18 protein-coding genes are annotated in these 22755 nt (G+C 64.9%); 7 read left to right on the top strand and 11 right to left on the bottom strand.

From position 1 onward, the window contains the following. Positions 1–39 precede the first annotated feature (39 nt). Positions 40–273: a DNA gyrase inhibitor YacG gene (gene yacG, locus RSO68_RS00590; protein ID WP_089850877.1), complete on the top strand. Its 234-nt coding sequence runs from the start codon at positions 40–42 to the stop codon at positions 271–273. Continuing rightward, the gene (locus RSO68_RS00585; RefSeq protein WP_315585050.1) at positions 270–1145 is read left to right on the top strand and encodes a DNA replication terminus site-binding protein; all 876 of its coding nucleotides are present in this window, start codon (positions 270–272) and stop codon (positions 1143–1145) included. Before yacG ends, RSO68_RS00585 begins: the two co-directional genes overlap by 4 nt. A gap of 15 nt (positions 1146–1160) precedes the next feature. Here RSO68_RS00585 and RSO68_RS00580 read toward each other — a convergent pair whose 3' ends face one another. The 9 genes from RSO68_RS00580 to RSO68_RS00540 all read right to left on the bottom strand — a co-directional run bounded on the left by RSO68_RS00580 (position 1161) and on the right by RSO68_RS00540 (position 12825). Then, on the bottom strand, positions 1161–1475 hold the full coding sequence (locus tag RSO68_RS00580) for a hypothetical protein (protein WP_089850881.1): 315 nt from the start codon (positions 1473–1475) through the stop codon (positions 1161–1163). Positions 1476–1708: 233 nt separating this feature from the next. Beyond that, positions 1709–2089: a histone-like nucleoid-structuring protein, MvaT/MvaU family gene (locus tag RSO68_RS00575; protein ID WP_315585049.1), complete on the bottom strand. Its 381-nt coding sequence runs from the start codon at positions 2087–2089 to the stop codon at positions 1709–1711. A 378-nt stretch (positions 2090–2467) separates the two neighbouring features. After that, positions 2468–4141 (bottom strand): 30S ribosomal protein S1, encoded by a 1674-nt coding sequence (gene rpsA, locus RSO68_RS00570; protein WP_089850885.1) that lies wholly within the window; start codon positions 4139–4141, stop codon positions 2468–2470. A gap of 182 nt (positions 4142–4323) precedes the next feature. Next, on the bottom strand, positions 4324–5013 hold the full coding sequence (gene cmk, locus RSO68_RS00565) for a (d)CMP kinase (protein WP_315585048.1): 690 nt from the start codon (positions 5011–5013) through the stop codon (positions 4324–4326). Further along, entirely contained in the window at positions 5010–7343 is a 2334-nt protein-coding gene (locus RSO68_RS00560; RefSeq protein WP_315585047.1) for a bifunctional prephenate dehydrogenase/3-phosphoshikimate 1-carboxyvinyltransferase, read from the bottom strand. Before RSO68_RS00560 ends, cmk begins: the two co-directional genes overlap by 4 nt. Before the next feature lie 2 nt (positions 7344–7345). Beyond that, positions 7346–8437, bottom strand: coding sequence for a prephenate dehydratase (pheA, locus tag RSO68_RS00555; RefSeq protein WP_089850892.1), 1092 nt, complete (start codon positions 8435–8437; stop codon positions 7346–7348). A 4-nt stretch (positions 8438–8441) separates the two neighbouring features. Further along, positions 8442–9560, bottom strand: coding sequence for a 3-phosphoserine/phosphohydroxythreonine transaminase (gene serC / locus RSO68_RS00550; protein WP_315585046.1), 1119 nt, complete (start codon positions 9558–9560; stop codon positions 8442–8444). Between the two features lie 15 nt (positions 9561–9575). After that, positions 9576–12299 (bottom strand): DNA gyrase subunit A, encoded by a 2724-nt coding sequence (gyrA, locus tag RSO68_RS00545; protein ID WP_315585045.1) that lies wholly within the window; start codon positions 12297–12299, stop codon positions 9576–9578. Between the two features lie 106 nt (positions 12300–12405). After that, positions 12406–12825, bottom strand: coding sequence for an acyl-CoA thioesterase (locus tag RSO68_RS00540; RefSeq protein WP_315585044.1), 420 nt, complete (start codon positions 12823–12825; stop codon positions 12406–12408). Positions 12826–13001: 176 nt separating this feature from the next. Here RSO68_RS00540 and RSO68_RS00535 point away from each other — a divergent pair, with 176 nt between their 5' ends. The 5 genes from RSO68_RS00535 to RSO68_RS00515 all read left to right on the top strand — a co-directional run bounded on the left by RSO68_RS00535 (position 13002) and on the right by RSO68_RS00515 (position 19082). Beyond that, positions 13002–13934 carry a recombination-associated protein RdgC gene (locus tag RSO68_RS00535; protein ID WP_315585043.1) on the top strand — a complete coding sequence of 311 codons (933 nt, stop codon included), beginning with the start codon at positions 13002–13004 and terminating at the stop codon, positions 13932–13934. Positions 13935–13960: 26 nt separating this feature from the next. Continuing rightward, positions 13961–15127 carry a 1-acyl-sn-glycerol-3-phosphate acyltransferase gene (locus tag RSO68_RS00530; protein WP_315585042.1) on the top strand — a complete coding sequence of 389 codons (1167 nt, stop codon included), beginning with the start codon at positions 13961–13963 and terminating at the stop codon, positions 15125–15127. 67 nt (positions 15128–15194) lie between these two features. Next, positions 15195–16346, top strand: a complete 1152-nt coding sequence (locus tag RSO68_RS00525; protein WP_315585041.1) for a cation diffusion facilitator family transporter — start codon at positions 15195–15197, stop codon at positions 16344–16346. Positions 16347–16445: 99 nt separating this feature from the next. After that, a complete protein-coding gene (locus RSO68_RS00520; RefSeq protein WP_315585040.1) occupies positions 16446–17162 on the top strand; it encodes a transglutaminase-like cysteine peptidase in 717 nt (238 codons plus the stop codon). A 3-nt stretch (positions 17163–17165) separates the two neighbouring features. Further along, a complete protein-coding gene (locus RSO68_RS00515) occupies positions 17166–19082 on the top strand; it encodes a bifunctional diguanylate cyclase/phosphodiesterase (RefSeq protein ID WP_315585039.1) in 1917 nt (638 codons plus the stop codon). 66 nt (positions 19083–19148) lie between these two features. On the opposite strand, the gene RSO68_RS00510 is transcribed toward RSO68_RS00515, so the two are convergent. Then, complete coding sequence (locus RSO68_RS00510) at positions 19149–19487, bottom strand: tryptophan synthase subunit beta like protein (RefSeq protein ID WP_315585038.1); 339 nt, start codon at positions 19485–19487, stop codon at positions 19149–19151. Positions 19488–19578: 91 nt separating this feature from the next. Further along, positions 19579–22755 (bottom strand): BapA/Bap/LapF family large adhesin (locus tag RSO68_RS00505; protein WP_315585037.1); only part of this gene is annotated, 3177 nt, incomplete at its 5' end.

Genomic DNA, 22755 nt, shown 5'->3' with positions numbered 1-22755 from the left:
CCCCATCCTTTCCCGACATTCCGCCCAGGACGATATCCCATGAGCACGCAAGACACCGCACGCCCCCTGGAAGTCGCCTGCCCGCAGTGCCGTAAGAAGGTGCTGTGGCGCGAGGAAAATGCCTACCGCCCCTTTTGCAGCAAACGCTGCCGCCTGCTCGACCTCGGCGCCTGGGCCGACGAATCTCACCGTATCGCCGGCGAGCCCGCCATGGACGAGACCGACCTCGACGCCCTGCTGGCGCGCGCCGACCGGGATGGCAACGCCTCGTGACTCAGGGCAGCCAACGCCCGGAATACCGGCTGCTGGCCGAGCTGGAGGCGCTCTTCGACCGCCTGCTCGAGCAGACCGATGCCCTGGTAGCGCACTGGCAGGCCTGTGGCGGGGCGGCCTGGTCTTTCGAGGACGCGACGGCCGACGCCGGCTGGCTGCGCCGGTGTCTGCTGGATGTCTGGTATCAGGACGGCCAGGACGGCCGGGCGACGCGCAGCCATGTCGGCCTGGTGGCCGCCACGGAGCGCGTGATGGAGGCCGCCCAGGAGGTCAACGCCACCAAGCAGGCCTTCGCCGCGCTGCTCGCCGAGATCCGCCGCGAGGTGCCCTCGCTGATCCCGGAGATCAAGGCGGTGCTGCCGTTTCGTCACCCGGCCCTGCACGATCACCTGCGCGGCACGGGCCTGGCACGGCTGCACCTCAAGCAGTGCTGGCGCTCGATTCCTCTGGCCGAGGCCCCGGTGGCGCGCGTGCGACTCGCCTGGTACTCGAGCGGACGCTCGATCAAGCGGCTGACGGTGCGCGAAGCCGAGCAGAAACTGCTGGCACTCGACAGCGATGCCCCCCACGTTCGCATCCAGCTGCGCCAGCTTGCCGGCATCCCCGATGGCGAGCCGCTGGCCCAGGTGCAGACTCAGGCCCCGCTGATGCGCGCCAACCTCTTCTACCGCGAGCCGCTCGAGGATGGCCGCACGCGCCGGGCCATGAACGTCGCCCTGCCGCTGTTCGTGCCGAGCCCCGACGGCCGCCTGCCCGACCACAACCATCCCTCGCCGACGCCGCCCGCCACGCGAACCCGGGCTCGTCGCCGCGACGAGCGGCTGGAAGACGTCGCCTTCCTGCCAAGCCTCAGGGTGTTTCGCTACCGGTAAGGTGCCAGTATCGCCTCAGGCGATGCGTCCGAGGGATTTGAGCGTCTGCAGTAACCGGCTGACGTGTTCCGCAGGCTGAGCGTATTCGCTCATCAGCGCCGCAAGGCGGTCTTCGAACAGACGCTGGCGACTCTTCTCGTCCTGCGGCTCAACGGCCGCGTCCCGCTCTTGGCCGTCGAGTTCACGCACGGACGCGTCGCTGGTACCGCCCGACTTATCGTCGGAAGCATCGAGACTGCGTAATGCCTCGGCGAAGGCATCGTCGAGTTCGCGGAACTTGCGCAACTTCTCACGCTCGTCCACGGGCTGTCGGGAGTTCTGCTGTTTCATGTGAGTCCAATAGCGTCGAGGCGACGGCCGGGCGGGAATAGGTAATACGAGCCATCGCCGTTAATCGGGGATGTGATAATTATACCGCCTCAGGCCGAGTGAATCACCTTCCCATGATCGCCCGGCTACGCCATATAAAAGCCTGGAGCGACGAAACCCTGCCGACAACAGGGAAGCCCGATACGACGACGCCGCCCCACGGGGCGGCGTCGTGAAGGCGATAGCGGCGAGGATCACTCCTCGACGCGAACCAGCCAGGATTCGACGGTATCGGAGCCGTGCTCATCCTTCCACGCCTTGAGCGTTTTCTGATTACCGCCGCGGGTTTCCACCACGTCGCCGGTATGCGGATTCTTGTAGATCTTCAGCTTGCGCTTGCGACGGGTGCCGCCGCTTGCCGGGGCAGCCGCGCTGGGCTGGGCGGCCGGCTTGGGATTGAGAAGCTCGATGACGTCGGCGGCGCTCTTGTCGAACTCGCGCATCAGCGCTTCGAGCTTTTCCTTGAACTCGAGTTCAGCCTTGAGGCGATCATCATTCTGCAGCTTGTCCAGTTCCGACTGGAGTTGCTTCAGTTGCTGCTCCATCTGCATGTAGTTGCTGAGCATCGATGACATCTAAAAGATTCCTTATTGGGCATTAGGGGATGCAAGGCATTATTGCCTGTTTAAACTTCTTTGGCAAGTGTATGAACACTCATTCCCAGTTCAGGAATTAATAGTCTCAAACACTGCCAATCAATACGCCGAAGCATTGCCCAAAACTTGAAGGAAGCCTTATTTGATAAGAAGCCCCACATATTTTTCGGAACTTCGTTCTTCGCCACGCCTACGCCACATCTGGCATCGATGCCACGCATCAATGCCAGCGAAACAGCGCCCCCGAAACAGCACCTCCGAAACAACACCACCGACCAAAGCACAAACAAACGAAAGGCGCCGCCCCGAGGGGCGGCGCCTTTTATCGACCGATAGGCGGGAGAAATCCCGCGGGTATCAGTCCTGACCCATCTGCTGCTTGATGAGGTCGCCGATGGTGGTAGCACCGGAGTCGGAGCTCTCTTCACGCAGCTTCTTCAGGTTCTGACGGGTGTCATCCTGATCCTTGGCCTTGATGGACAGAGCGATCTGGCGGTTCTTACGATCGACACCGATGATACGGGCCTCGACGCTGTCGCCTTCGTTCAGCGCGTTGCGAGCATCCTCGACGCGGTCGGCGCTGATCTCGGACGCCTTGAGCACGGCGACGACATCGGTAGCCAGTTCGACCTGAGCTTCCTTGGCATCGACCTCGACCACACGGCCGGTGACGATGGAGCCCTTGTCGTTGACCGCCAGGAACTCGGAGACCGGATCGGTATCGAGCTGCTTGATGCCTAGGGAGATGCGCTCACGCTCCGGATCGATGGAGAGGATGACGGCTTCCGCATCGTCGCCCTTCTTGAAGGAGCGAACGGCTTCCTCACCGGTGTCGGTCCAGGAGATGTCGGACAGGTGCACCAGGCCGTCGATACCGCCTTCCAGGCCGATGAAGATGCCGAAGTCGGTGATCGACTTGATGGTACCGGTGACGCGATCGCCCTTGTTGTAGCGCGCGTTGAAGTCTTCCCACGGGTTGGTGGTGCACTGCTTGATACCCAGGGAAATACGACGACGCTCTTCGTCGATGTCCAGCACCATGACGTCAACATCGTCGCCGACCTGCACGACCTTGGACGGATGGATGTTCTTGTTGGTCCAGTCCATTTCGGACACGTGGACCAGACCCTCGACACCCTCTTCCAGCTCGGCGAAGCAGCCGTAGTCGGTGAGGTTGGTGACGGTAGCGTGCACCTTGGTGCCTTCCGGGTAACGATCCTTGATGTTGACCCACGGATCTTCGCCCAGCTGCTTCAGGCCCAGGGAGACACGGTTGCGCTCGCGGTCGAACTTGAGCACCTTGACGGTGATCTCGTCGCCCACGGCAACGATCTCGCTCGGATGCTTGATGCGCTTCCAGGCCATGTCGGTGATGTGCAGCAGGCCGTCGACGCCACCGAGGTCGACGAAGGCGCCGTAGTCGGTGAGGTTCTTGACGATACCGATGATCTGCTGACCTTCCTGCAGGGTGGCCAGGAGCGCCTCACGCTCGGCGCTGTTCTCGGCTTCGAGCACGGCACGACGGGAAACGACGACGTTGTTGCGCTTCGGGTCGAGCTTGATGACCTTGAAGTCGAGTTCCTTGTTCTCGAGGTGGGTGGTGTCGCGCACTGGGCGGACATCCACCAGAGAACCCGGCAGGAAGGCACGGATGGAGTCGACGTCGACGGTGAAGCCGCCCTTGACCTTGCCGTTGATCACGCCCTTGACGATCTCTTCCTTCTCGAAGGCCGCTTCCAGCACCTTCCACGCTTCGGCACGCTTGGCCTTTTCGCGGGACAGGCGGGTCTCGCCGAAACCGTCTTCGACGGCTTCCAGGGCGACGTGGACTTCGTCACCGACGGCGATGGAAAGCTCGCCGTTTTCGTCGCGGAACTGCGACGAGGGGATCTGACCTTCGGATTTCAGGCCGGCATTGACGGTGACCCAGTCGCCGTCGATGTCGACGATGGTAGCCTGGACGATGGCGCCCGGCTCCATGTTGATGTCCTGGAGAGACTGTTCAAACAGTTCAGCAAAGCTTTCGCTCATGATGTTCCTACGTGATCAACGTTGAGTACGGCGTTACCGCCATCTCCGCACCACCAGCGAGTGCGGGCCTTATTTACCAGGCCCCCGGGGATGTTAGCGCTGGTTCGACCTGGCCCGGCTTACGGCACATGAAGGTGCCGGACCACGTCATCACATCTTCCCGGGGACGCCGCAAGGGAGTGTCAGGTGTCGGGTGCCAGACCACGCTCGGTCAGCAGTTCCGTCAGCCGATCCACCACTTCCGGTATCGTCAGGCGCGTGGTGTCAAGCGTAATGGCATCATCGGCCGGCTTGAGCGGGGCCACGCTGCGCTGCATGTCGCGTGCATCGCGCGCCTGAATCTCCTCTAAAAGACTCGATAGACTAGCATCGACCCCCGCTTCCTGCAACTGACGCTGACGCCGATGGGCCCGCTCGGAGGCCGAGGCGGTGAGGAAGATCTTGAGGGGCGCCTCGGTGAACACCACGGTGCCCATGTCCCGCCCGTCGGCGACCAGCCCCGGGGGCTTGCGAAAGTCGTGCTGGCGCTGCATCAGGGCATGGCGCACCGCCGGCAGGGCCGCGACCCGGGAGGCCGCATCGCCCACCTGCTCGGTGCGAATGGTCGTGGTGGCCTCCTCGCCCTCCAGCAGCACGCGAGTCGTTTCTGGCTCGGCGACGAAGACCACGTCGAGGCCGCGGGCGACCTCGGCGATACGCGCCTCGTCATCCAGCGGGACTTCGTGCTTGACCGCCGCCAGGGCGGTCAGGCGATAGAGCGCGCCGCTGTCCAGCAGATGCCAGCCCAGACGCTCGGCGACCAGGCGGCTGATGGTGCCCTTGCCGGCCCCCCCGGGGCCGTCGATGGTAAGTACCGGTGCCGCACTGCTCATGATGCCTCCTGCTCCTCGATAGCCAGCCCGACGCGACACGCCAGGTCGATGAAACCGGGGAAGGAGGTGGCTACGTTGGCGCAGTCGTCGATATCGATCGGCTCACCGGCGCGCAGGGCTGCGATGGCAAACGACATCGCGATGCGGTGATCGCCCAGGCTGTCGATGCGCCCGCCGCCGTAGTTGGCCCCTTGCGCCTGGCCGCCGCCGACGATATCGATGCCGTCCTCGAGCAGGGTGTGCTCGACGCCGATGGTCGCGAGGCCGTCGGCCATGGCCTTCAACCGGTCGGACTCCTTGACGCGCAGCTCCTCGGCCCCGCGCAGACGGGTCGTGCCCGCGGCGTTTGCGGCGGCGATGAACAGCGCCGGGAACTCGTCGATGGCGAGCGGCACCTGGTCCAGGGGAATATCGATGCCCGTGAGCGGCGCGTAGCGAATGTGCAGGTCGGCGACCGGCTCACCGCCCACCTCATGCTCGTTCTCGAGGCGCAGGTCGGCGCCCATCAACCGCAGGATATTGATCACCCCGACCCGGGTCGGATTGATGCCGACGTGATCGAGCACCAGATCCGAGCCCGGGGTGATCGCCGCCGCTACCAGGAAGAAGGTCGCCGAGGAGATATCCGAGGGCACGTCGATGGGCGCCGCGCTGAGCCTGCCTCCGCCCTCTAGCCAGCAGGTGTCGCCCTCACGCTGGACGGCGTAGCCGAAACCGGCCAGCATCCGCTCGGTATGGTCGCGGGTCGGCGCCGGTTCGCGAACGCGGGTCTCGCCCTCGGCGTAGAGCCCGGCGAGCAGCAGGCACGACTTCACCTGGGCGCTGGCCATGGGCATGTCGTAGGTGATGCCCGTGAGGGGCTCGCCGCCATGAAGGTGCAGCGGCGGACGCCCACCCTCGGCAGTATCGATCCTGGCCCCCATCAGGCGCAGCGGATCAGCCACGCGTCCCATGGGGCGCTTGGTCAAGGAGGAGTCGCCGGTGAGCTCGGTATCGAAGGCCTGACCGGCCAAAAGCCCGGCGAACAGCCGCATGGCGGTGCCGGCGTTGCCCACGTAGAGCGGGCCGACGGGTGACTTGAGGCCGTGCATGCCGACGCCGTGCACCGTCACGCGCCCCTGATGGGGCCCTTCGATGGCCACACCCATCTCGCGGAAGGCCTGCAGCGTGGCCAGGCTATCCTCACCCTCGAGAAAGCCCTTGACCTCGGTGACCCCCTCGGCCAGCGCCCCGAGCATGATGGCGCGATGGGAGATCGACTTGTCGCCGGGCACGCGAATCCGCCCGGCGACGTTGCCGCCGGGGCTCGCCCGGAAGCGCAGCTTGCCGTGTTGTTGCATCTGATACTCCGCCTGGTAACTGGTCTGGTTGAGCAGGGATTCGAAATAGTGCCGGGCATGACTGGCGCGATCGAAGGTCGCCAGCATGGCATCGCCGTCGCCGCTCTCCACTGCCCGGCGCAGCCGCGCCACGCCCGCCTCGAAGTCATCCAGGGAGGCGAGCACCGCGTCGCGATTGGCGATGAAGATGTCCCGCCACATCACCGGGTCGCTGCCGGCGATGCGGGTGAAGTCGCGAAACCCGCCGGCGGCGTAGCGAAAGATCTCCAGCCGCTCGTCCTGGCGGGCCAGGGTGTCGACCAGCGAGAAGGCCAGCAGGTGCGGCAGATGGCTGGTGCGGGCCAGCACCTGGTCGTGGCGCTCCACGGCCATCTCCAGCACCTCGGCATGACAGCTTTCCCAGAGCCGCCGCACCCGGGCCGTGGCGGCCGGGTCGGTATCGGGCTCCGGGGTGAGGATCACCTTGTGACGCGCATAGAGGGCGGGATCGGCGGCGGCCACGCCGCTCTTCTCCGAGCCGGCGATGGGGTGTCCCAGCACCAGGTTGGCCGGCATGCGCCCGAAGGCGGCGATGGCCGAGCGGCGGATCGCCGCCTTGGCACTGCCCACGTCGGTGACGACGACGTCGGGCGCGGCCCGCTCCAGGCATCCGGCAAGCTCTCGCATTACGCCGGCCATGGCCAGCACCGGTACCGCCAGCACCACCAGCGACACGCCCTCGATGAGCGGCGCCAAGCGGGTGTCGCCGCGATCGATCAGGCCCATCTCGACGCCGCGGGCGATCTCCCCGGCATCGGGATCGCAGGCCAGGATTTCGGCTCTCTTCACCGGCCCGCCCCCGCCGGCATCGTCGCTATCGCGACGACCGAAGCCGGCCGCATCTTTCTTAGCGGCCCCGAAGCCGGCCGCGCGCAGGGCGGCGGCCAGCGAGCCGCCGATCAGGCCGAGTCCGACGATCAGGATCCGCGCTTCGCGCACCTCCACCGCCATGCCTAGAGCACGCCGACCGGGTAGGAGCCCAGCACCTTCACTTCGGCGGCGCGCAGCTTGACCTCTTCGAGCATGGCCGCGACCTGCGGCTCCTCGCGGTGCCCCTTGAAGTCGATGAAGAAGACATAGTTCCACACGCCGCTGCGCGACGGACGGGTCTCGAGACGCGTCATGTCGATATGGTGGCGATGGAAGGGTTCGAGCAGATCGTGCAGCGCGCCGGGCTGGTTGCGCATCGCTACCACCAGCGAGGTCTTGTCCTCGCCGGAGATCGGCACGTCCTGGTTGCCGATGATCAAAAAGCGCGTGGAGTTATCCGGGCGATCCTCGATCTTCTCGGCCAATTTGGACAGGTCGTAGAGCTTGGCCGCCATATCGCCGGCGATGGCCGCGCTGTGCCACTCGGTCTTGACCAGGCGCGCCGCCTCGGCGTTGGAGGAGACCGGCACCCGCTCGGCGTGGGGGAAGTGGGCGTCGAGCCACTTGCGGCACTGTGCGAAGGACTGCGGATGGGAGTAGATCCGCGACACCTTGTCCCGACGGGTGGTCTCGCCCACCAGCAGATGATGGTGGATGCGCAGCACCACCTCGCCGCAGATGCGAAGCGAGGAGTCCATGAAGGAGTCGAGGGTGTGGTTGATCACGCCCTCGGTGGAGTTCTCCACCGGCACCACGCCGTAGTTGACGGCGCCGGCCTCCACCTCGCGGAACACCTCGTCGATGGCGGCCATCGGCAGGCTGATGGCGCTCTCGCCGAAGTGCTTGAGCGAGGCCTGCTGGGTGAAGGTGCCTTCCGGCCCCAGGTAGGCGACCTTGACCGGCTGCTCGAGGGCCAGGCACGCCGACATGATCTCGCGGAACAGTCGCGCCATCTCTTCGCTGTCCAGCGGGCCGTGATTGAGCTCCATGACGCGACGCAGCACCTGAGCCTCGCGCTCGGGCCGGTAGAAGACGCCGCCGGACTCATGTTCGGCCTTGATCGCGGCGACCTCCTGGGCACAGGCGGCGCGTTCGCTGATCAGGCGCAGAATATCGTTGTCGAGGGCGTCGATGCGCTGGCGCAGCGCCTCGAGGCTGACGGAAGGCTCGGTCATGGAGTTATCCCCTGCGTTTCTCGAAATCGGCCATGAAGGCAATCAGCGCGTCGACGGCGGCCTCGGGCACGGCGTTGTAGAGGCTGGCCCGCATGCCGCCGACGCTGCGGTGGCCCTTGAGGTTCAGGAGCCCGGCCGCCTCGGCCTCGGCCAGGAAGGCCGCATCGAGGCTCGCGTCGGCCAGCACGAAGGGCACGTTCATGCGCGAGCGATTGCGAAGCGTAATCGGGTTGGCATAAAGAGCGCTTGAATCGATCGCCGCGTAGAGCTTGTCGGCCTTGCGCGCGTTGAGGGCGTCCATGGCGGCCAACCCGCCGATGTCACGCTTCAGCCACTCGAAGACCAGCCCGGCAAGGTACCAGCTGTAGGTGGCCGGGGTGTTGACCATGGAGCCGGCATCAACCAGCGCCCGGTAGCCCAGGAGAGAAGGCATGTCATCGCGGGCGCAATCCAGCAGATCATCACGCACGATGACCACCACCAGGCCCGCCGGCCCGATGTTCTTCTGGGCGCCGGCGTAGATCACGCCGAACCGCGAGACATCGAGGGGCCCCGAGAGGATGCTCGAGGACATGTCGCAGACCAGCGGCACCTCGGTGCCATCGGGGCGGCGCAGCCCTCCCTCTTTACTGCCGGGAATATAGTCGAACTCGAGACCGCCGATGGTCTCGTTGGCGGTGTAGTGCAGGTAGGCGGCGTCCTCCGAGAGGACGATCTCCTCCTCGCGCGGCACCGCACTGTGGCCGTTGCTCTCGCTGCTGGCGGCGACGTGCACGTCGCCGACCAGATGGCGAGCCTCGGCGATGGCCTTCTTGCCCCAGATTCCGGTATGCAGGAAGTTGGGGCGGCCGCCGTGACCCAGCAGGTTGTAGGGCACCGCGGAGAACTGCAGGCTGGCGCCCCCCTGGGTGAACAGCACCCGGTAGTTATCCGGAATGGCCAGCAGCTCGCGCAGGTCGGCCTCGGCCTGCTCGGCGATGGCCACGTACTCCGACGAGCGGTGGCTCATCTCCATCACCGAGAGGCCGCGCCCCCGGTAGTCCAGCATCTCGTCGCGGGCACGCTCCAGCACGGCGGCCGGCAGGGCCGCCGGACCGGCGCAGAAGTTGTAGTGACGTGTCATCAGCGTTGGGTGTCCTTATTGCTCGCCGGTCTCGCCGCCGGCATCCGCGTCACCGGTCGAGGGCGCGTCGTCGCCCGTCGGCGCGGTGTCTTCCTCGATCTCCGGCTCCACCGTCTCCTCGGGCTCATCGACGCGCACGGTCTTGACCAGCTTCTCGTCGTTGCCGAGGCGGATCAGCATCACGCCCTGAGTATTGCGCGAGGTGGTGGACACCTCCTCGACGCGGGTACGCACCAGGGTGCCGCGATCGGTGATCAGCATCATCTCGTCCGCGGAGTAGACCTGCATGGCGGCCACCAGGGCACCGTTGCGTTCACTGGTCTGCATCGCGATCACGCCCTGGCCGCCGCGGCCGCGCAGCGGGAACTCCTCGAGGCGGGTGCGCTTGCCGTAGCCGTTCTCACTGGCGGTAAGGATGTAGATCTGACCACCGTTGCCGGCCTCGACGCTGGCGCCCTCCTCCGCTTCGGCCTCGGCCTCATTCTCCAAGCCGGCCTCGGCATCGATCTGCTGGCTCTTCGGGATGATCAGGCTGATCACCTCCGCACCCTCGAGCAGGCGCATGCCGCGAACGCCGCGGGCGGTGCGGCCCATGGCGCGCACGTTGGACTCCTCGAAGCGGATCGCCTTACCGTTGGACGACAGCAGCATCACGTGATCGGAACCCGAGGTGATGGCAGCGCCGACCAGGCGGTCGTCCTCGTCGAGATCGATGGCGATCAGGCCCACGCTGCGCGGCCGTGAGAACTGCTCGAGGCTGGTGCGCTTGACCGTACCCTTGGCGGTGGCGAAGAGGATGTAGCTCTGCGCGTCGTAGTCGCGCACCGGCAGGATGGCGTTGATCGCCTCGCCCTCGTCCAGCGGCAGCAGGTTGACCAGCGGCTTGCCGCGCGAGCCGCGGCTGGCCACCGGCATCTCATAGACCTTCAGCCAGTAGACCTTGCCGCGGTTGGAGAAGAGCAGCACGGTGTCGTGGGTCGAGGCCACCAGCAGGTGCTCGATGACGTCCTCGTCCTTCATGGACGTGGCCGACTTGCCGCGACCGCCACGGCGCTGGGCCTGGTAGTCGGAGAGCGGCTGGGTCTTGGCATAGCCGGTGCGGGACACGGTAACCACCATGTCCTCCTCCGCGATCAGGTCCTCGAGACGCAGGTCCAGATGGCTGGCCTGAATCTCGGTCTTGCGCGCATCGCCGAACTGGTCGCGCACCGCGGTGAGCTCCTCGCGGATCACCTCGAGCAGGCGATCGGCGGAGGCCAGGATGGCAGTGAGCTCGGCGATCTTCTCGAGGATCGAGAGATACTCGTCGAGAAGCTTCTCGGTCTCGAGCCCGGTCAGACGGTGCAGACGCAGTTCGAGGATCGCCTGGGCCTGGGCCGGCGACAGGCGGTAGTCGCTACCGGTCTGGCTGAGGCCGAAGCCCTCTTCCAGATCCTCGGGCTTGCACGAGGTGGCACCGGCCCGCTCGAGCATTTCGGTGACCTGCCCCGGCTGCCAGGTGGCGGCCAGCAGCTTCTCCTTGGCCTCGGAGGCATTCGGCGAGGCCTTGATCAGCTCGATCACCTCGTCGATGTTGGAGATGGCGACCGCCAGGCCTTCGAGAATGTGACCGCGTTCGCGGGCCTTCTTGAGCTCGAACAGGGTGCGCCGGGTGACCACCTCGCGGCGGTGGCGAATGAAGGCCTCGAGGATCTGCTTGAGGTTCATGATCTTCGGCTGGCCATCCTCGATGGCGACCATGTTGATGCCGAAGACGGTCTGCAGCTGGGTCTGGGCGAAAAGGTTGTTGACCACCACCTCGCCCGACTCGCCGCGCTTGACCTCGATCACCACCCGCAGGCCGTCCTTGTCGGACTCGTCGCGCAGCTCGGCGATGCCCTCGATCTTCTTGTCCTTCACCAGCTCGGCGATCTTCTCGATCAGCCGCGCCTTGTTCACCTGATAGGGCAGCTCGCTGACGATGATGTGGTCGCGACCGGTCTTGTCGTCATGCTCGATGGTGTGACAGGCGCGCACGTAGATGCGCCCGCGGCCCGTGCGGTAGGCCTCGAGGATGCCGGCACGGCCGTTGATGATGCCCCCGGTGGGGAAGTCCGGACCGGGGACATGCTCGATCAGGTCGTCGACGCTCAGGGTGTAGTCGTCGATCAGCGCCAGGCAGGCGTTGATGATCTCGCCCATGTTGTGGGGCGGAATGTTGGTCGCCATGCCGACCGCGATGCCCGAGGAGCCGTTGATCAGCAGGTTGGGCACCTTGGTCGGCAGCACGTCGGGAATCCGCTCGGTGCCGTCGTAGTTGTCGACCCAGTCGACGGTGTCCTTCTCGAGGTCGGCCAGGAGCTCGTGGGAGAGCTTGGCCATGCGCACCTCGGTGTAACGCATGGCGGCGGCGCTGTCGCCATCAATGGAGCCGAAGTTGCCCTGGCCATCGACCAGCACGTGGCGCATCGAGAAGTCCTGGGCCATGCGCACGATGGTGTCGTAGACGGCACTGTCCCCGTGGGGATGGTACTTACCGATGACATCGCCCACCACGCGGGCGGACTTCTTGTACGGCTTGTTCCAGTCGTTGCCGAGCTCGTGCATGGCGAACAGCACGCGCCGGTGCACCGGCTTCAAGCCATCGCGCACGTCAGGCAGCGCACGGCCGATGATCACGCTCATCGCGTAATCGAGGTACGACTGCTTGAGCTCGTCCTCGATATTGACTGGCAGAATCTCTCTGGCGATGTCACCCATGGGTCGTCGAATCCTTTGCACTGCAACAGGTTGGCGCGTCACGTGGCCGTGACATGGCGCGCAATAACAGCCTTACATCATACCATCCCGGATACTGATAAGGGAGCTAGGCGAGCACCAGCTGCGCCATGGCCTCACGGATCTCGCCATCGATCGTTACCGCCCTGCCGGTCGCCACGTCGAGCAGCACGAAGGTGATGTCGGCAATGGCCACCACCTTGCCATCCCCGACGCGACTAATTTCCTGATGGATGCGGGCACGACGCGAGCCAATCTCGGAGAGCCGGGTCAGCACCTCCAGGTCATCGCCGGCCACGGCGGCTCGCCGATAGTCGATGTTGAGGTTGACCGCGACGAAGGCCAGATCGCCGCGCGACAGGAAGGCCGCCAGGCCAGGCCGCTCATCGAAGTAGGCCCAGCGTCCCTCCTCCAGGAACTCCAGGTAGCGCGCGTTGTTGACGTGACCGTAGCCATCGAGGTGATAACCCCTGACGCGCAGGGTGGTACGGGAGAGGCGAGAATCCATGCTGACGGCTCCTGGGCTTGAACGATGAACAACGAAAAGAACATCGATTCTAGCCAGCCGGGGCGCCGGCGTTCAAACCACCGTTTGAACACGACGCCTCGGCGATGGCCTAGGGCGCTGGCACCCGCGCCGCCCTTTGGCCATAATATGCCCCCTTTTCTCCCGGGAAATGCGCCATGTGGTTCAAGCACTTGCATCTCTACCGCCTGCACGACGCCCCTGAGCTGGATGCCGCCAGCCTGGAAACCGCCCTCGACGAGCAGGCCTTTCGTCCGCTGGGCGGCAGCGAGGCACGCCGCCTGGGCTGGTGCGCGCCGGCCGGACGCACCGGGACGCAGCTGCTCCACGAGCTGCAGGGGCAGCGACTGCTGACCGCGCTGCGCCAGGAGCGCATCCTGCCCGCCTCGGTGGTTCGCGAGGAGGTCGAGGAGCGCAGCGAGGCGATCGAGGCCAGCGAGGGTCGCAAGCTGCGACGCCAGGAGAAGCTCACCATCAAGGAGCAGGTCTACGAGGAGCTGCTGCCCCGCGCCTTCGTGCGCAGCCAGAAGGTCGATCTGTGGTGGGACAGCCGCCGCCAGCTGATCGCCATCAACTCAAGCTCGCGTACCCGCGCCGAGGAGCTCCTCGACCTGCTGCGTGAGACCCTGGGCAGCCTCAAGGTGACGCCGCTGGCCAGCCAGACGCTGCCGATGCGCGCCATGACCACCTGGCTCGGCGACCCCGGCTCGCGGCCGGCCGACCTGGTGCTCGGCGACCAGGTGGAGCTGAAGGCCAAGGGCGACGACGGCGTGCTGCGCGCTCGGCAGGTCGACCTGGACAGCGACGAGATCCAGCAACTGCTGGAAAGCGGCCGCCAGGCCAGCAAGCTGGCCCTGTCGATCGAGGGACGGCTAAGCTTCGTGCTGCATGACGACCTCGCGATCAAGTCGCTGCGATTCGACGACGCCCTCATTGACGAGGCCTCCCAGACCGACGACGGCGACGATGCCCTGGTGCGTCTGGAGACCGACTTCATCCTGATGACACAGGCGCTGGCAGAGAACATCGAGCGCCTGATCGAGTGGCTGGGTGGCGAGGCCGGCAGCGCCGGCGACGCCCCGAGCGCCTGATCGCCCACGACCACAGCCTGGAAGACATGACCGAGACACAAGACACCACCGCAGCCGATCCCTGGGCCGACATTCGCCCCTACCAGGACGACGAGGTGGCCGAGGTGCTCGAGCGCCTCGTCCACGACGGCGAATTGCTCGACGCTCTGACCCGCTATCGGCTGCCGCGCCTGGCCCGCGTCATGCCGAGGCTCTCGCGGACCCTGGCCAGCTTCGCCATCCGCCGCGAGACCCGCGGCGTGGCCAGCGTGTACGACTTCCAAATGCGCATCGCCAGCTACATGCAGCGCATGCTCAGGAACTCAACCGACGACTTTCGGGTGGAGGGGCTGGAGCAGCTGGATCCGAACACCGCGTATCTCTTCATCGGCAACCATCGCGACATCTCGATGGACCCGGCCTTCGTGAACTATGCCCTCTATCTGGCCGGGCGCGACACGGTGCGCATCGCCATCGGCGACAACCTGCTCAAGAAGCCCTACGTCAACGACCTGATGCGCCTCAACAAGAGCTTCATCGTGCCGCGTAGCGCCCGGGGCAAGCGCGCCATGCTGGCCGCCTACCAGAAGCTCTCCGCCTATATCCGCCACTCCATCCTCGGAGACAACCACTCGATCTGGATGGCCCAGCGCGAGGGGCGCGCCAAGGACGGTATCGACCGCACCGATCCGGCGATCATCAAGATGCTGACCATGGCGCGGCGCGGCGAGGATCGTCAGGCCGCGATCGGCGAGGCCGTCGCCGAGCTGCGCCTGGTGCCGGTGTCGATCAGCTACGAGTACGATCCCTGCGATCTGCAGAAGGCCCGCGAGCTGCGGGCCCTCGAGGACAGCGGCAACTACGAGAAGAGCGAGTTCGAGGACATCAGCTCCATCGTCGCCGGCATTACCGGCCACAAGGGACGGGTTCAGCTGACCTTCGGCACCCCGCTCTCGGCCGATCTCGCGGGTCCCGAGGAGGTAGCCGCCGAGGTCGACCGCCAGGTGCTCGCCGGCTACCACCTCTTCCCCAGCCACTACCTGGCCCTGGAGGCGTTGGGCGAGGCGCCGGAGCTGCTGGAGCTGAGCGAAGTCAGCGATGCCGACCGTGCCCGCTTCCAGGCACGGCTGCAGACGGTGCCCGAGGAGCTACGTCACTGGTGGCTGACCCAGTACGCCAACCCCGTGCTCAACAAGGCCGGACGCTGCCAGTGAGACGCACGGCATGAGGGACGAGTCATCGAGCGCACATGAACCGCCCAGGAGCGAACGCGGCAGCGCGATGGAACGCGCCGCCCAGACCCGCGAGGCGCATCGGGTCACGCTGATCGGCGCCGTCATCGACTTCGCCGTCGGCGTCGCCAAGATGATCGCCGGCGTCATGGTGGGCTCGGCGGCGCTGGTGGCCGACGGCATCCACTCCTTCTCCGATATCCTGACCGACCTCTTCGTCGTCGCCGCCACGCACTTCGGCCGCCAGGAGCCCGACAGCAATCACCCCTACGGCCACGGCCGCATCGAGACCCTGGCGACCCTGTGGCTCGGCAGCGTGCTGATCTTCGTCGCCGGCGGCATCGCCTGGGCGAGCATCGGCCGGCTGCTTGAGGGCGAGCCCATCCCCGCCCCGGGGTTCTGGGCCATCGGTATCGCTGTTATCGCCCTGCTCGCCAAGGAGTGGATCTTTCGCTACACCATGCGGGTGGCCAGGCGCGTCAATTCGCGGCTGCTCGAGGCCAATGCCTGGCACTCACGCTCCGACGCGCTCTCCACCGTGGTGGTACTGATCGGCCTGGTGGCGGCCCAGATCGGCGTGGGCTGGATGGACGCCCTCGCCGCTATCGTGGTGGGCGTCATGGTCGGCCAGGTCGGCGGACGGCTGCTGTGGGAATCCGGCCGGGAGCTGATCGACACCGCCCTGCCGGCCGAGGAGCGCGATGCCATGCAGCGTGCGGCCGAGGAGGTCGCGGGAGTGCGCAGCGTGCATGACCTGCGCGCCCGCAAACTGGGCAGCGACATCCTGCTCGACCTGCACATCGTGGTGCCTCCCCGGGTCACGGTGTCCGAGGCGCACGAGATCGGTAACGAGGCCAGCCGCCGACTGCGTGAGACCTTCCCCAACCTCCACGACGTGACCTTCCACATCGACCCTGAAGACGACGCGGGAGAAACCGAACACAGCCTGCGCCCGGCCCCGCCGCTGCGTGCCGATGTCGAGGGCGTGCTCGACCAGGCCTGGCACGACCTGCCGATCTGGCAGGCGTGCGTGGATCTGGATCTGCACTACCTGGACAACCAGGTCGACGTCTCGCTCTACGTCGACACCCTGCCGCCGGGGCAGGATCTCGACGCGGCGGCGCAGGCGCTGCGCCGGGCCGCCAGCCGGCTCGCCTGGATCGGGCGCCTGCGGGTCTGGCTCGGGCCGGGCAAGGGATAGGCCGCCAGCCTCGCATAGGCCGTGCTGAAACGGCCACCCCGCTCGCATTAGGTGCCTGCTCCCCCTAGACTTGAGCAAGTGCTCATTCAGGCCGACTCCATGTCTCCCCCGTCATACCGGACACTCGACTCGCCCGTGCGTCGCCGTTTCCTGGCGGGCTTGGGAAGCTTGTGGCTGCTCGCCGGCCTGGGGCTTGGCCCATCACCGGTGGCGGCCAGCCTCTCGCCGCAGCAGCTTCGCCGCTCCATGCAGGCGGAGTACGGCGCCCAGGGCGTCGCGGTCCTCGAGGAGTGGTTTGCCCTGCTCGACCGGCTGCGCCCGGCCGACCTGGAGGCTCGCCTACGCGGGGTCAACGACTTCTTCAACCGGCGCATTCGCTGGCTCGAAGATATCGATATCTGGCGTCAGGAGGACTACTGGGCCACGCCGCTGGAGACGCTGGGGCGCGGTGAGGGCGACTGCGAGGACTTCACCATCGCCAAGTACGTCACCCTCAAGGAGCTCGACGTATCGGAGGAGGAGCTGCGCCTGATCTACGTGCGTGCGCGTATAGGCCGCAGCAGCATCACCCAGGCGCACATGGTGCTGGGCTACTACGAGACGCCCGGGGCGGACCCGCTGGTGCTGGACAACCTGGTGCCCTCGATCACCCGCGGCTCGCGGCGCACTGACCTCGATCCGCTGTTCAGCTTCAACGGCCGCGGCCTGTGGGCTGCCGGCTCGTCGCAGTCACGCGCCGACCCGGTGGCCCGGCTATCGCGCTGGCGGCGCGTGATCGATCGCATGCGACAGCAGGGATTCATTCAAGGGGAGTAGGACATGTCACTCATCAAGCAGCTCTGGCTGATCGTCGCGGCACTGCTGCTGCTCGCCTTCGGGGGCAGCCTGTTCATCGGGGTCACCGCCAGCCGGGCCTACATCGAGCAGGAAGTGCTGATCAAGAACGCCGACAACGCCAGCGCCCTGGCGCTGACGATGAGCCAGATGCCCAAGGATCCGGTCACCCTGGAGCTGCTGGTCTCGGCCCAGTTCGACACCGGGCACTACCGGCGAGTGGAACTGCGCTCCCCGAAGGGCGAGATCATCGAGCAACGCCTCGGCGGTGATGCCATCCGGGACGTGCCGGCCTGGTTCGTCGATCTGGTACACATCGAGGTGCCGCCCGGCCGCGCCGTGGTCCAGGATGGCTGGCGACAACTCGGCACCCTGGTACTGGAAAGCCAGCACAGCTTCGCCTATCGCTCGCTGTGGAGGAGCACCCTGAGCCTGGTGGGCTGGTTCGGCCTCGCCGCGGTCATCAGCCTGCTGCTCACCTGGTGGATCGTGCGCCAGATTCGCCGCCCGCTGAGCGCCGTGGTCGAACAGGCCCAGCACATCGGTCAACGCCGCTTCACGACCGTCCCCGCCCCACGGACCCGCGAGCTGCGTGAGGTGGTCGAGGCCATGAATCGGCTCTCCGCCGCAGTGGGCAACATGCTCGGCGAGGAGAGCCAGAAGCTCGATCGGCTTCGACAGCAGCTACAGCACGACCCGGTGACCGGCGTGCTGAATCGCGAGGCGTTCCTCTCACAGCTGCAGATCCACCTGGACAGCCAGGACGCGCGAGCGAGCGGTGCCCTCGCCCTGGTACGCCTGGCCCACCTGGTCGAGATCAACGAGCGGCTGGGCCGCGCCGAGACCGACGCCCTGCTCAACGAAATGGCCCATGGCCTGGAGCAGTTCGGCCAGGCTCACGGCGGCGGCATCGTGGGCCGGCTCAACGGCAGCGACTTCGTCATGCTGCTACCCGGCAAGATCGACCTGGAACAGCTCCGCCACGATCTCGGCAGGCGTCTCGCCGCGATGCGTGAACGCGGCCGCACCCCGGTGGGGCTTCCCGGCGCGCTGATCGACTATGCTCAGGGCGATCAGCGCAGCATGCTGCTGGCCAGTCTCGACGGCACCCTCTCGGCGGCCGAGACGCGCAGCGATGAGGGACTGATGATCGCCGAGGGCCCGCAGCGGCGCAGCCTCTTCACCAGCCACGACGAATGGCGCTACGCCCTGCAGGTGGCCATGGCCAAGGGTATCTACCTGGCCCACTATCCGGTACTGGATGCGACGGGCGAACTGCTGCACATCGAGTGCCCTTCGCGCCTGCGCCTCGCCGGCGAGTGGCAGCCCGCCGGGGTCTTCATACCGTGGATCTCGCGACTGGGGCTCGATAGCCAGCTCGATCTGGCGGTGATCGATGAAGCCATTCGCGACATTACTCACCGGGGCAAGCCGCTGGGCATCAACCTGTCGGTGGCATCGATCCAGGATGCGCACTTCGTTATCGAGCTGCAGTCCCGACTCAAAGCGCGTCCGGACGTCGCCAAACTGCTGTGGTTGGAGATTCCCGAAGCCATGGCCATCCACGACCTGGCGAGCTTTCGCAGCCTGTGCCGCGCCCTGCAGCCGCTGGGCTGTCGGATTGGCCTCGAGCACGTGGGCGCCTCCTTCACCCGGATCGCCGACCTGCAGGACCTGGGGCTCGCCTACCTCAAGCTCGACCGCACCCTGGTCAGGGGCATCGACCGGGTCGCCGAGCAGCAGACCATCCTGCGCGGCATGGCCACGCTCTGCCATTCGCTGGGTATCCTGGCCATCGGCGAGGGTGTCGAAAACCGGGAAGAGGCCCGTGTGCTCTTCGAGCTGGGCCTGGATGGGGCCACCGGGCCTGGCATTCGTCAGCATGAGAAGCCAGCGGACTGATCACGACAAGGGCCGACGTCCTCGCGGACGCCGGCCCTTGTTCCTGTCGAAGTATCGGCAACGGGTCTATATCACACCGCCCTCGTCATCGCTGCCGGTCACCAGCTGCAGGCCGTTAAGCCTACGCCGCAGCGTCTGGCGCTCCATCACCTTCTCCTGAGCCGGTTCCGGCAGGTCGGTGAAGCTGATCACCCCCTTGTCCATCAGCAGCTCGATCACGTCCTCGAGCACCCGCACGAAGGCGAGATCCGAAGCCTGAAAACGCGCCGCCCCCTTGCCGCTCTCCTCCTCCATCAGGAAGGCCAGCAGTTCCGGTGAGTCCGCCGACAGGTACTCCGGACATTCCGGCGTCTCCTCCCGGCTGACCAGCTCGATGCGATCTTCATTGTCGCGCTTGATGTACATAGACGGGCTCCTTGGAGAACCTGACAGCAGCCTGGAGGACAACAAACCAGCGCCCGGGCAAGGCCGGGCACTGGGGTCGGGTGGTGGACGTTTACTCGATGTTTAGCTGGCCGTTATCGATCATGTCTTGAACAATCGTTTCGCTGAAGGCGACCCCGTCCAGCTGGATAGCCTGATCAGCAGCGCTGACATCACCATCCGTAAGATTACCCTCAGTGCTGATATGCAGGATGGTATTGGCTCCGCTCTCCTCTGCCTGAATAAAGCTGGAGAGATCTGCACTGTCATCCATGTTGCTCAGCATATCAGAGACATCGAGCTTGTCGGCGTTATCATCGGTCCCGAAAGTACCGAGGGTAAAGTTCGTGACGCTATCCTCAGCCGGATCCGAGACGGAGCCTTCATCGCCAAGATGCCAGACGAAGGTATCGGCACCAAGGCCTCCGGTCAGGGTGTCGTTGCCTTCTCCTCCAACAAGAATGTCATTACCCTCTCCTCCATCAAGCTCGTCATTACCGAGCCCACCGACCAGGACATCACCGACGACGGTCCCATCCAATGTGTCAGCACTTTCGGTTCCGACATCCACATTCCATGTCTCATCGCTATCCAAATTGATAGAAAGCGACGCGGTACCAGATTCGCCATGGACATTCACCACCTGATAGGTGAAGAGATCGACCTGCCCCAGATTCGTCGGGTCGGCGTCGGGCTCGTAGGCATAGGAACCATCCGAATTCAACGTCAGCGTACCGTACTTACCGGCTACCTGCGTGCCATCCGTCACAGTCACGAAGCTGTTATCAACCTCGACCATGAGATCGAAATCATTGCTGCCAATCGAGGTCCCTAGCTCGTCGAGAACATTTCCTGAAGTCGAGTCGAACGTAGCCTGAGTGGCATTGACCGCAATGTCATCAGCAGATGCGGAAGAGTATTTCCAGCCCCAACTCAAGTCTCTCCCTTGAGCATAAGAAGTCAGTTCCAGCCTATAGGTACCAGCCTGGTTTAGATCATGGAAATTCACCTGACCGTTACTGTTATAGACCTGAGACGTTATTTCATGCCATCCACCTTCGCCATCTGACTCGTACAAGGCAGCGTTAACGAAAGCCTCTCCTCGGTCTTCAATATCAACCGCAAACGAGATGGAGGCGCTTTCAAAGTCACCAAGCGTAAACTCATGTGTCTGGGTGGTGGAAGTTTGTGAACCACGCCAACCCGCCTGAACTGAGACATCACCCCCATCCCACTCGTTGGCCTGAGATAGATTGATAAAAGCATCACTGCTGCTATCGACGAGCACGACTGGTTGATACTCCGCTGTCAGATCGAACTGGAGGTCACTAGTCGCCGAATCACCATCACCATCCGTGAGGGTATAGGTGAACTCCTCGCTCAGAGTTCCACTATCCTTGAGAGTCTGGCGCCCTTCAGGAGTCATCACATAGGAGTAGGAACCATCCGGCGCGACTGTCAGGACTCCATACTCACCCTCGATTACGACATTACCGTCAGCATTAAGCGTAGAGACGTTGCCATTAGTATGCTCAACAGTGATAGGCTCAACGCCTGCCGCAGCATCCGCCCCCCACTCAGGATTCAGATCACCTTCATAGGTGGCCGGATTACCAACATAATCGATGCTGGCATACAAATCGAAAGATGTGGACGCTCCTTCCGGTGTTGTCACTCCCAAAACGAGATCACCGCCTGAATCCTGGAAGCCAGGAATGGTGAACTCATAGCCTGCAGCAGTCAGACTATCAAGGACTGTTTGATCCGTAATTGTGACGCTCTCGATAGTAATTTCATCGTTATCACGTTCATCTCCATAACTATTCGATGTTTCATTATGATCAATGACCACCTCTACCGGTATGGAATAGAGCTGACCGTTCAGCATGACGTCGACCGTGAGACTCATCGTCACACCATTGATCGCCGTCCCTGCTGAAATCGGCTGGTTTACGTGAGTAAAGGTACCCAAAGAAATCGGAGCACCAGACACCAGACTATCTCCAGCATCAATATTTTCGGCGTATTCAAACTTGTAGCCTGAGGCGTCATCGAAGTCGTCACCTCCCCAAACGACTGCGGTACCGTTACCATCCTCGATGAGGTCATTATTTACTGTTGCTGACCCTCCTGTCGGATCCACCCAAGTTCCTTCCATACCCCTGATACCGAAGTCATCCATAGCGACATCGATATCAACTGAAGAACCTGTCTCCACGCTGGGACCGTCGTCAAAGAAGGTTACGGCTCCGCCAACCTCGGCGCTGGTACTGTCGGTGTCACCGTCGGCATCGGTCACGGTCACCGTGGCGGTGATCAGACCGGCCAGGTCGAGCGTGTCGTTGTCGTCGGTGGGATCCTGATGCTCCAGGGCGACGTTCTGGGACACGCTCAGCGTGCCGTCGGCGTTGATCGTCACCGTGAAGGCGGTCTGTGCCCCGGCGCCCGCATCGTACTGGCCGGTGATGGTGGTGGCATCGGTCGCGACCAGGGTGATCGCATGATCGCCCGCGGCGGTCGCCAGGCCGGTGCTGCCGTCACCGCTCAGTGCGAGTCCATAGACGGTGGCATTGCTGGCCGCGGCGCCGTCGGCACCGAAATCGGTGTCGAGGGTGAGAATCACTGCGCTGCTGGTGGCACTGATCGAGCCATTGGCGAAGGCTTCGCCGGCAACACTCTCGTCGAGGCTGACGCTGCTGTCTACTGCGTCGATGCTGACGCTCGGCGCGTCGTCGACGATCTGGATGTCCAGCGAGGCGTCGGCACTGCTGCCGTCGGTGTCGACGACGCTGACCGCGAAGCTGTCCAGGTAGCCCGTGTCGGTCGCGTCCGTGACGCTGTCGTTGTCGACGGGGGCGGTCAGGGTGTAGCTGTAATCCAGCGTGCCGCCGGCGGCATCGCCGCTGAAGCCGGTCAGGGTCAGCGTGCCGAAGGCGCTGGTCAGGGTGACCGGCGTGCTGGCGGACAGCCCCTGCAGGTCGGCCAGGCCCAGGCTCTGGCCGCCCACGCTCAGGCTGCCCAGCTCGTCCAGGGCGGTGAAGCTGAAGCTGCCGCTCTGGGTCAGCGCGGCGGCATCCGGGCTGGAGCCATCCGCCAGGGCGGCTTCGTCAACGCTCTGCTCGGCGCCTTCGGCGCTGAGGCCGGTCAGCGTCACGCCATCGTCCTGGCCGGTGATGGTCACCGTCAGATCGGCGGTGTCCGTGGCACTGCCATCGGAGAGCGTGTAGGTGAAGGATTCACTCAGGGTCTC

Source organism: Halomonas saccharevitans (assembly GCF_032333995.1).
Taxonomy (GTDB): Bacteria; Pseudomonadota; Gammaproteobacteria; order Pseudomonadales; family Halomonadaceae; genus Halomonas; species Halomonas saccharevitans.
This window is presented reverse-complemented; position numbering and strand designations above follow the sequence as displayed.

Coding starts and splice junctions, on each gene's coding strand:
- yacG (WP_089850877.1), top strand. CDS start 40: ATGAGCACGCAAGACACCGCACGCCCCCTGGAAGTCGCCTGCCCGCAG.
- RSO68_RS00580 (WP_089850881.1), bottom strand. CDS start 1,475: ATGAAACAGCAGAACTCCCGACAGCCCGTGGACGAGCGTGAGAAGTTG.
- RSO68_RS00575 (WP_315585049.1), bottom strand. CDS start 2,089: ATGTCATCGATGCTCAGCAACTACATGCAGATGGAGCAGCAACTGAAG.
- rpsA (WP_089850885.1), bottom strand. CDS start 4,141: ATGAGCGAAAGCTTTGCTGAACTGTTTGAACAGTCTCTCCAGGACATC.
- cmk (WP_315585048.1), bottom strand. CDS start 5,013: ATGAGCAGTGCGGCACCGGTACTTACCATCGACGGCCCCGGGGGGGCC.
- RSO68_RS00560 (WP_315585047.1), bottom strand. CDS start 7,343: ATGGCGGTGGAGGTGCGCGAAGCGCGGATCCTGATCGTCGGACTCGGC.
- pheA (WP_089850892.1), bottom strand. CDS start 8,437: ATGACCGAGCCTTCCGTCAGCCTCGAGGCGCTGCGCCAGCGCATCGAC.
- serC (WP_315585046.1), bottom strand. CDS start 9,560: ATGACACGTCACTACAACTTCTGCGCCGGTCCGGCGGCCCTGCCGGCC.
- gyrA (WP_315585045.1), bottom strand. CDS start 12,299: ATGGGTGACATCGCCAGAGAGATTCTGCCAGTCAATATCGAGGACGAG.
- RSO68_RS00540 (WP_315585044.1), bottom strand. CDS start 12,825: ATGGATTCTCGCCTCTCCCGTACCACCCTGCGCGTCAGGGGTTATCAC.
- RSO68_RS00535 (WP_315585043.1), top strand. CDS start 13,002: ATGTGGTTCAAGCACTTGCATCTCTACCGCCTGCACGACGCCCCTGAG.
- RSO68_RS00530 (WP_315585042.1), top strand. CDS start 13,961: ATGACCGAGACACAAGACACCACCGCAGCCGATCCCTGGGCCGACATT.
- RSO68_RS00525 (WP_315585041.1), top strand. CDS start 15,195: ATGGAACGCGCCGCCCAGACCCGCGAGGCGCATCGGGTCACGCTGATC.
- RSO68_RS00520 (WP_315585040.1), top strand. CDS start 16,446: ATGTCTCCCCCGTCATACCGGACACTCGACTCGCCCGTGCGTCGCCGT.
- RSO68_RS00515 (WP_315585039.1), top strand. CDS start 17,166: ATGTCACTCATCAAGCAGCTCTGGCTGATCGTCGCGGCACTGCTGCTG.
- RSO68_RS00510 (WP_315585038.1), bottom strand. CDS start 19,487: ATGTACATCAAGCGCGACAATGAAGATCGCATCGAGCTGGTCAGCCGG.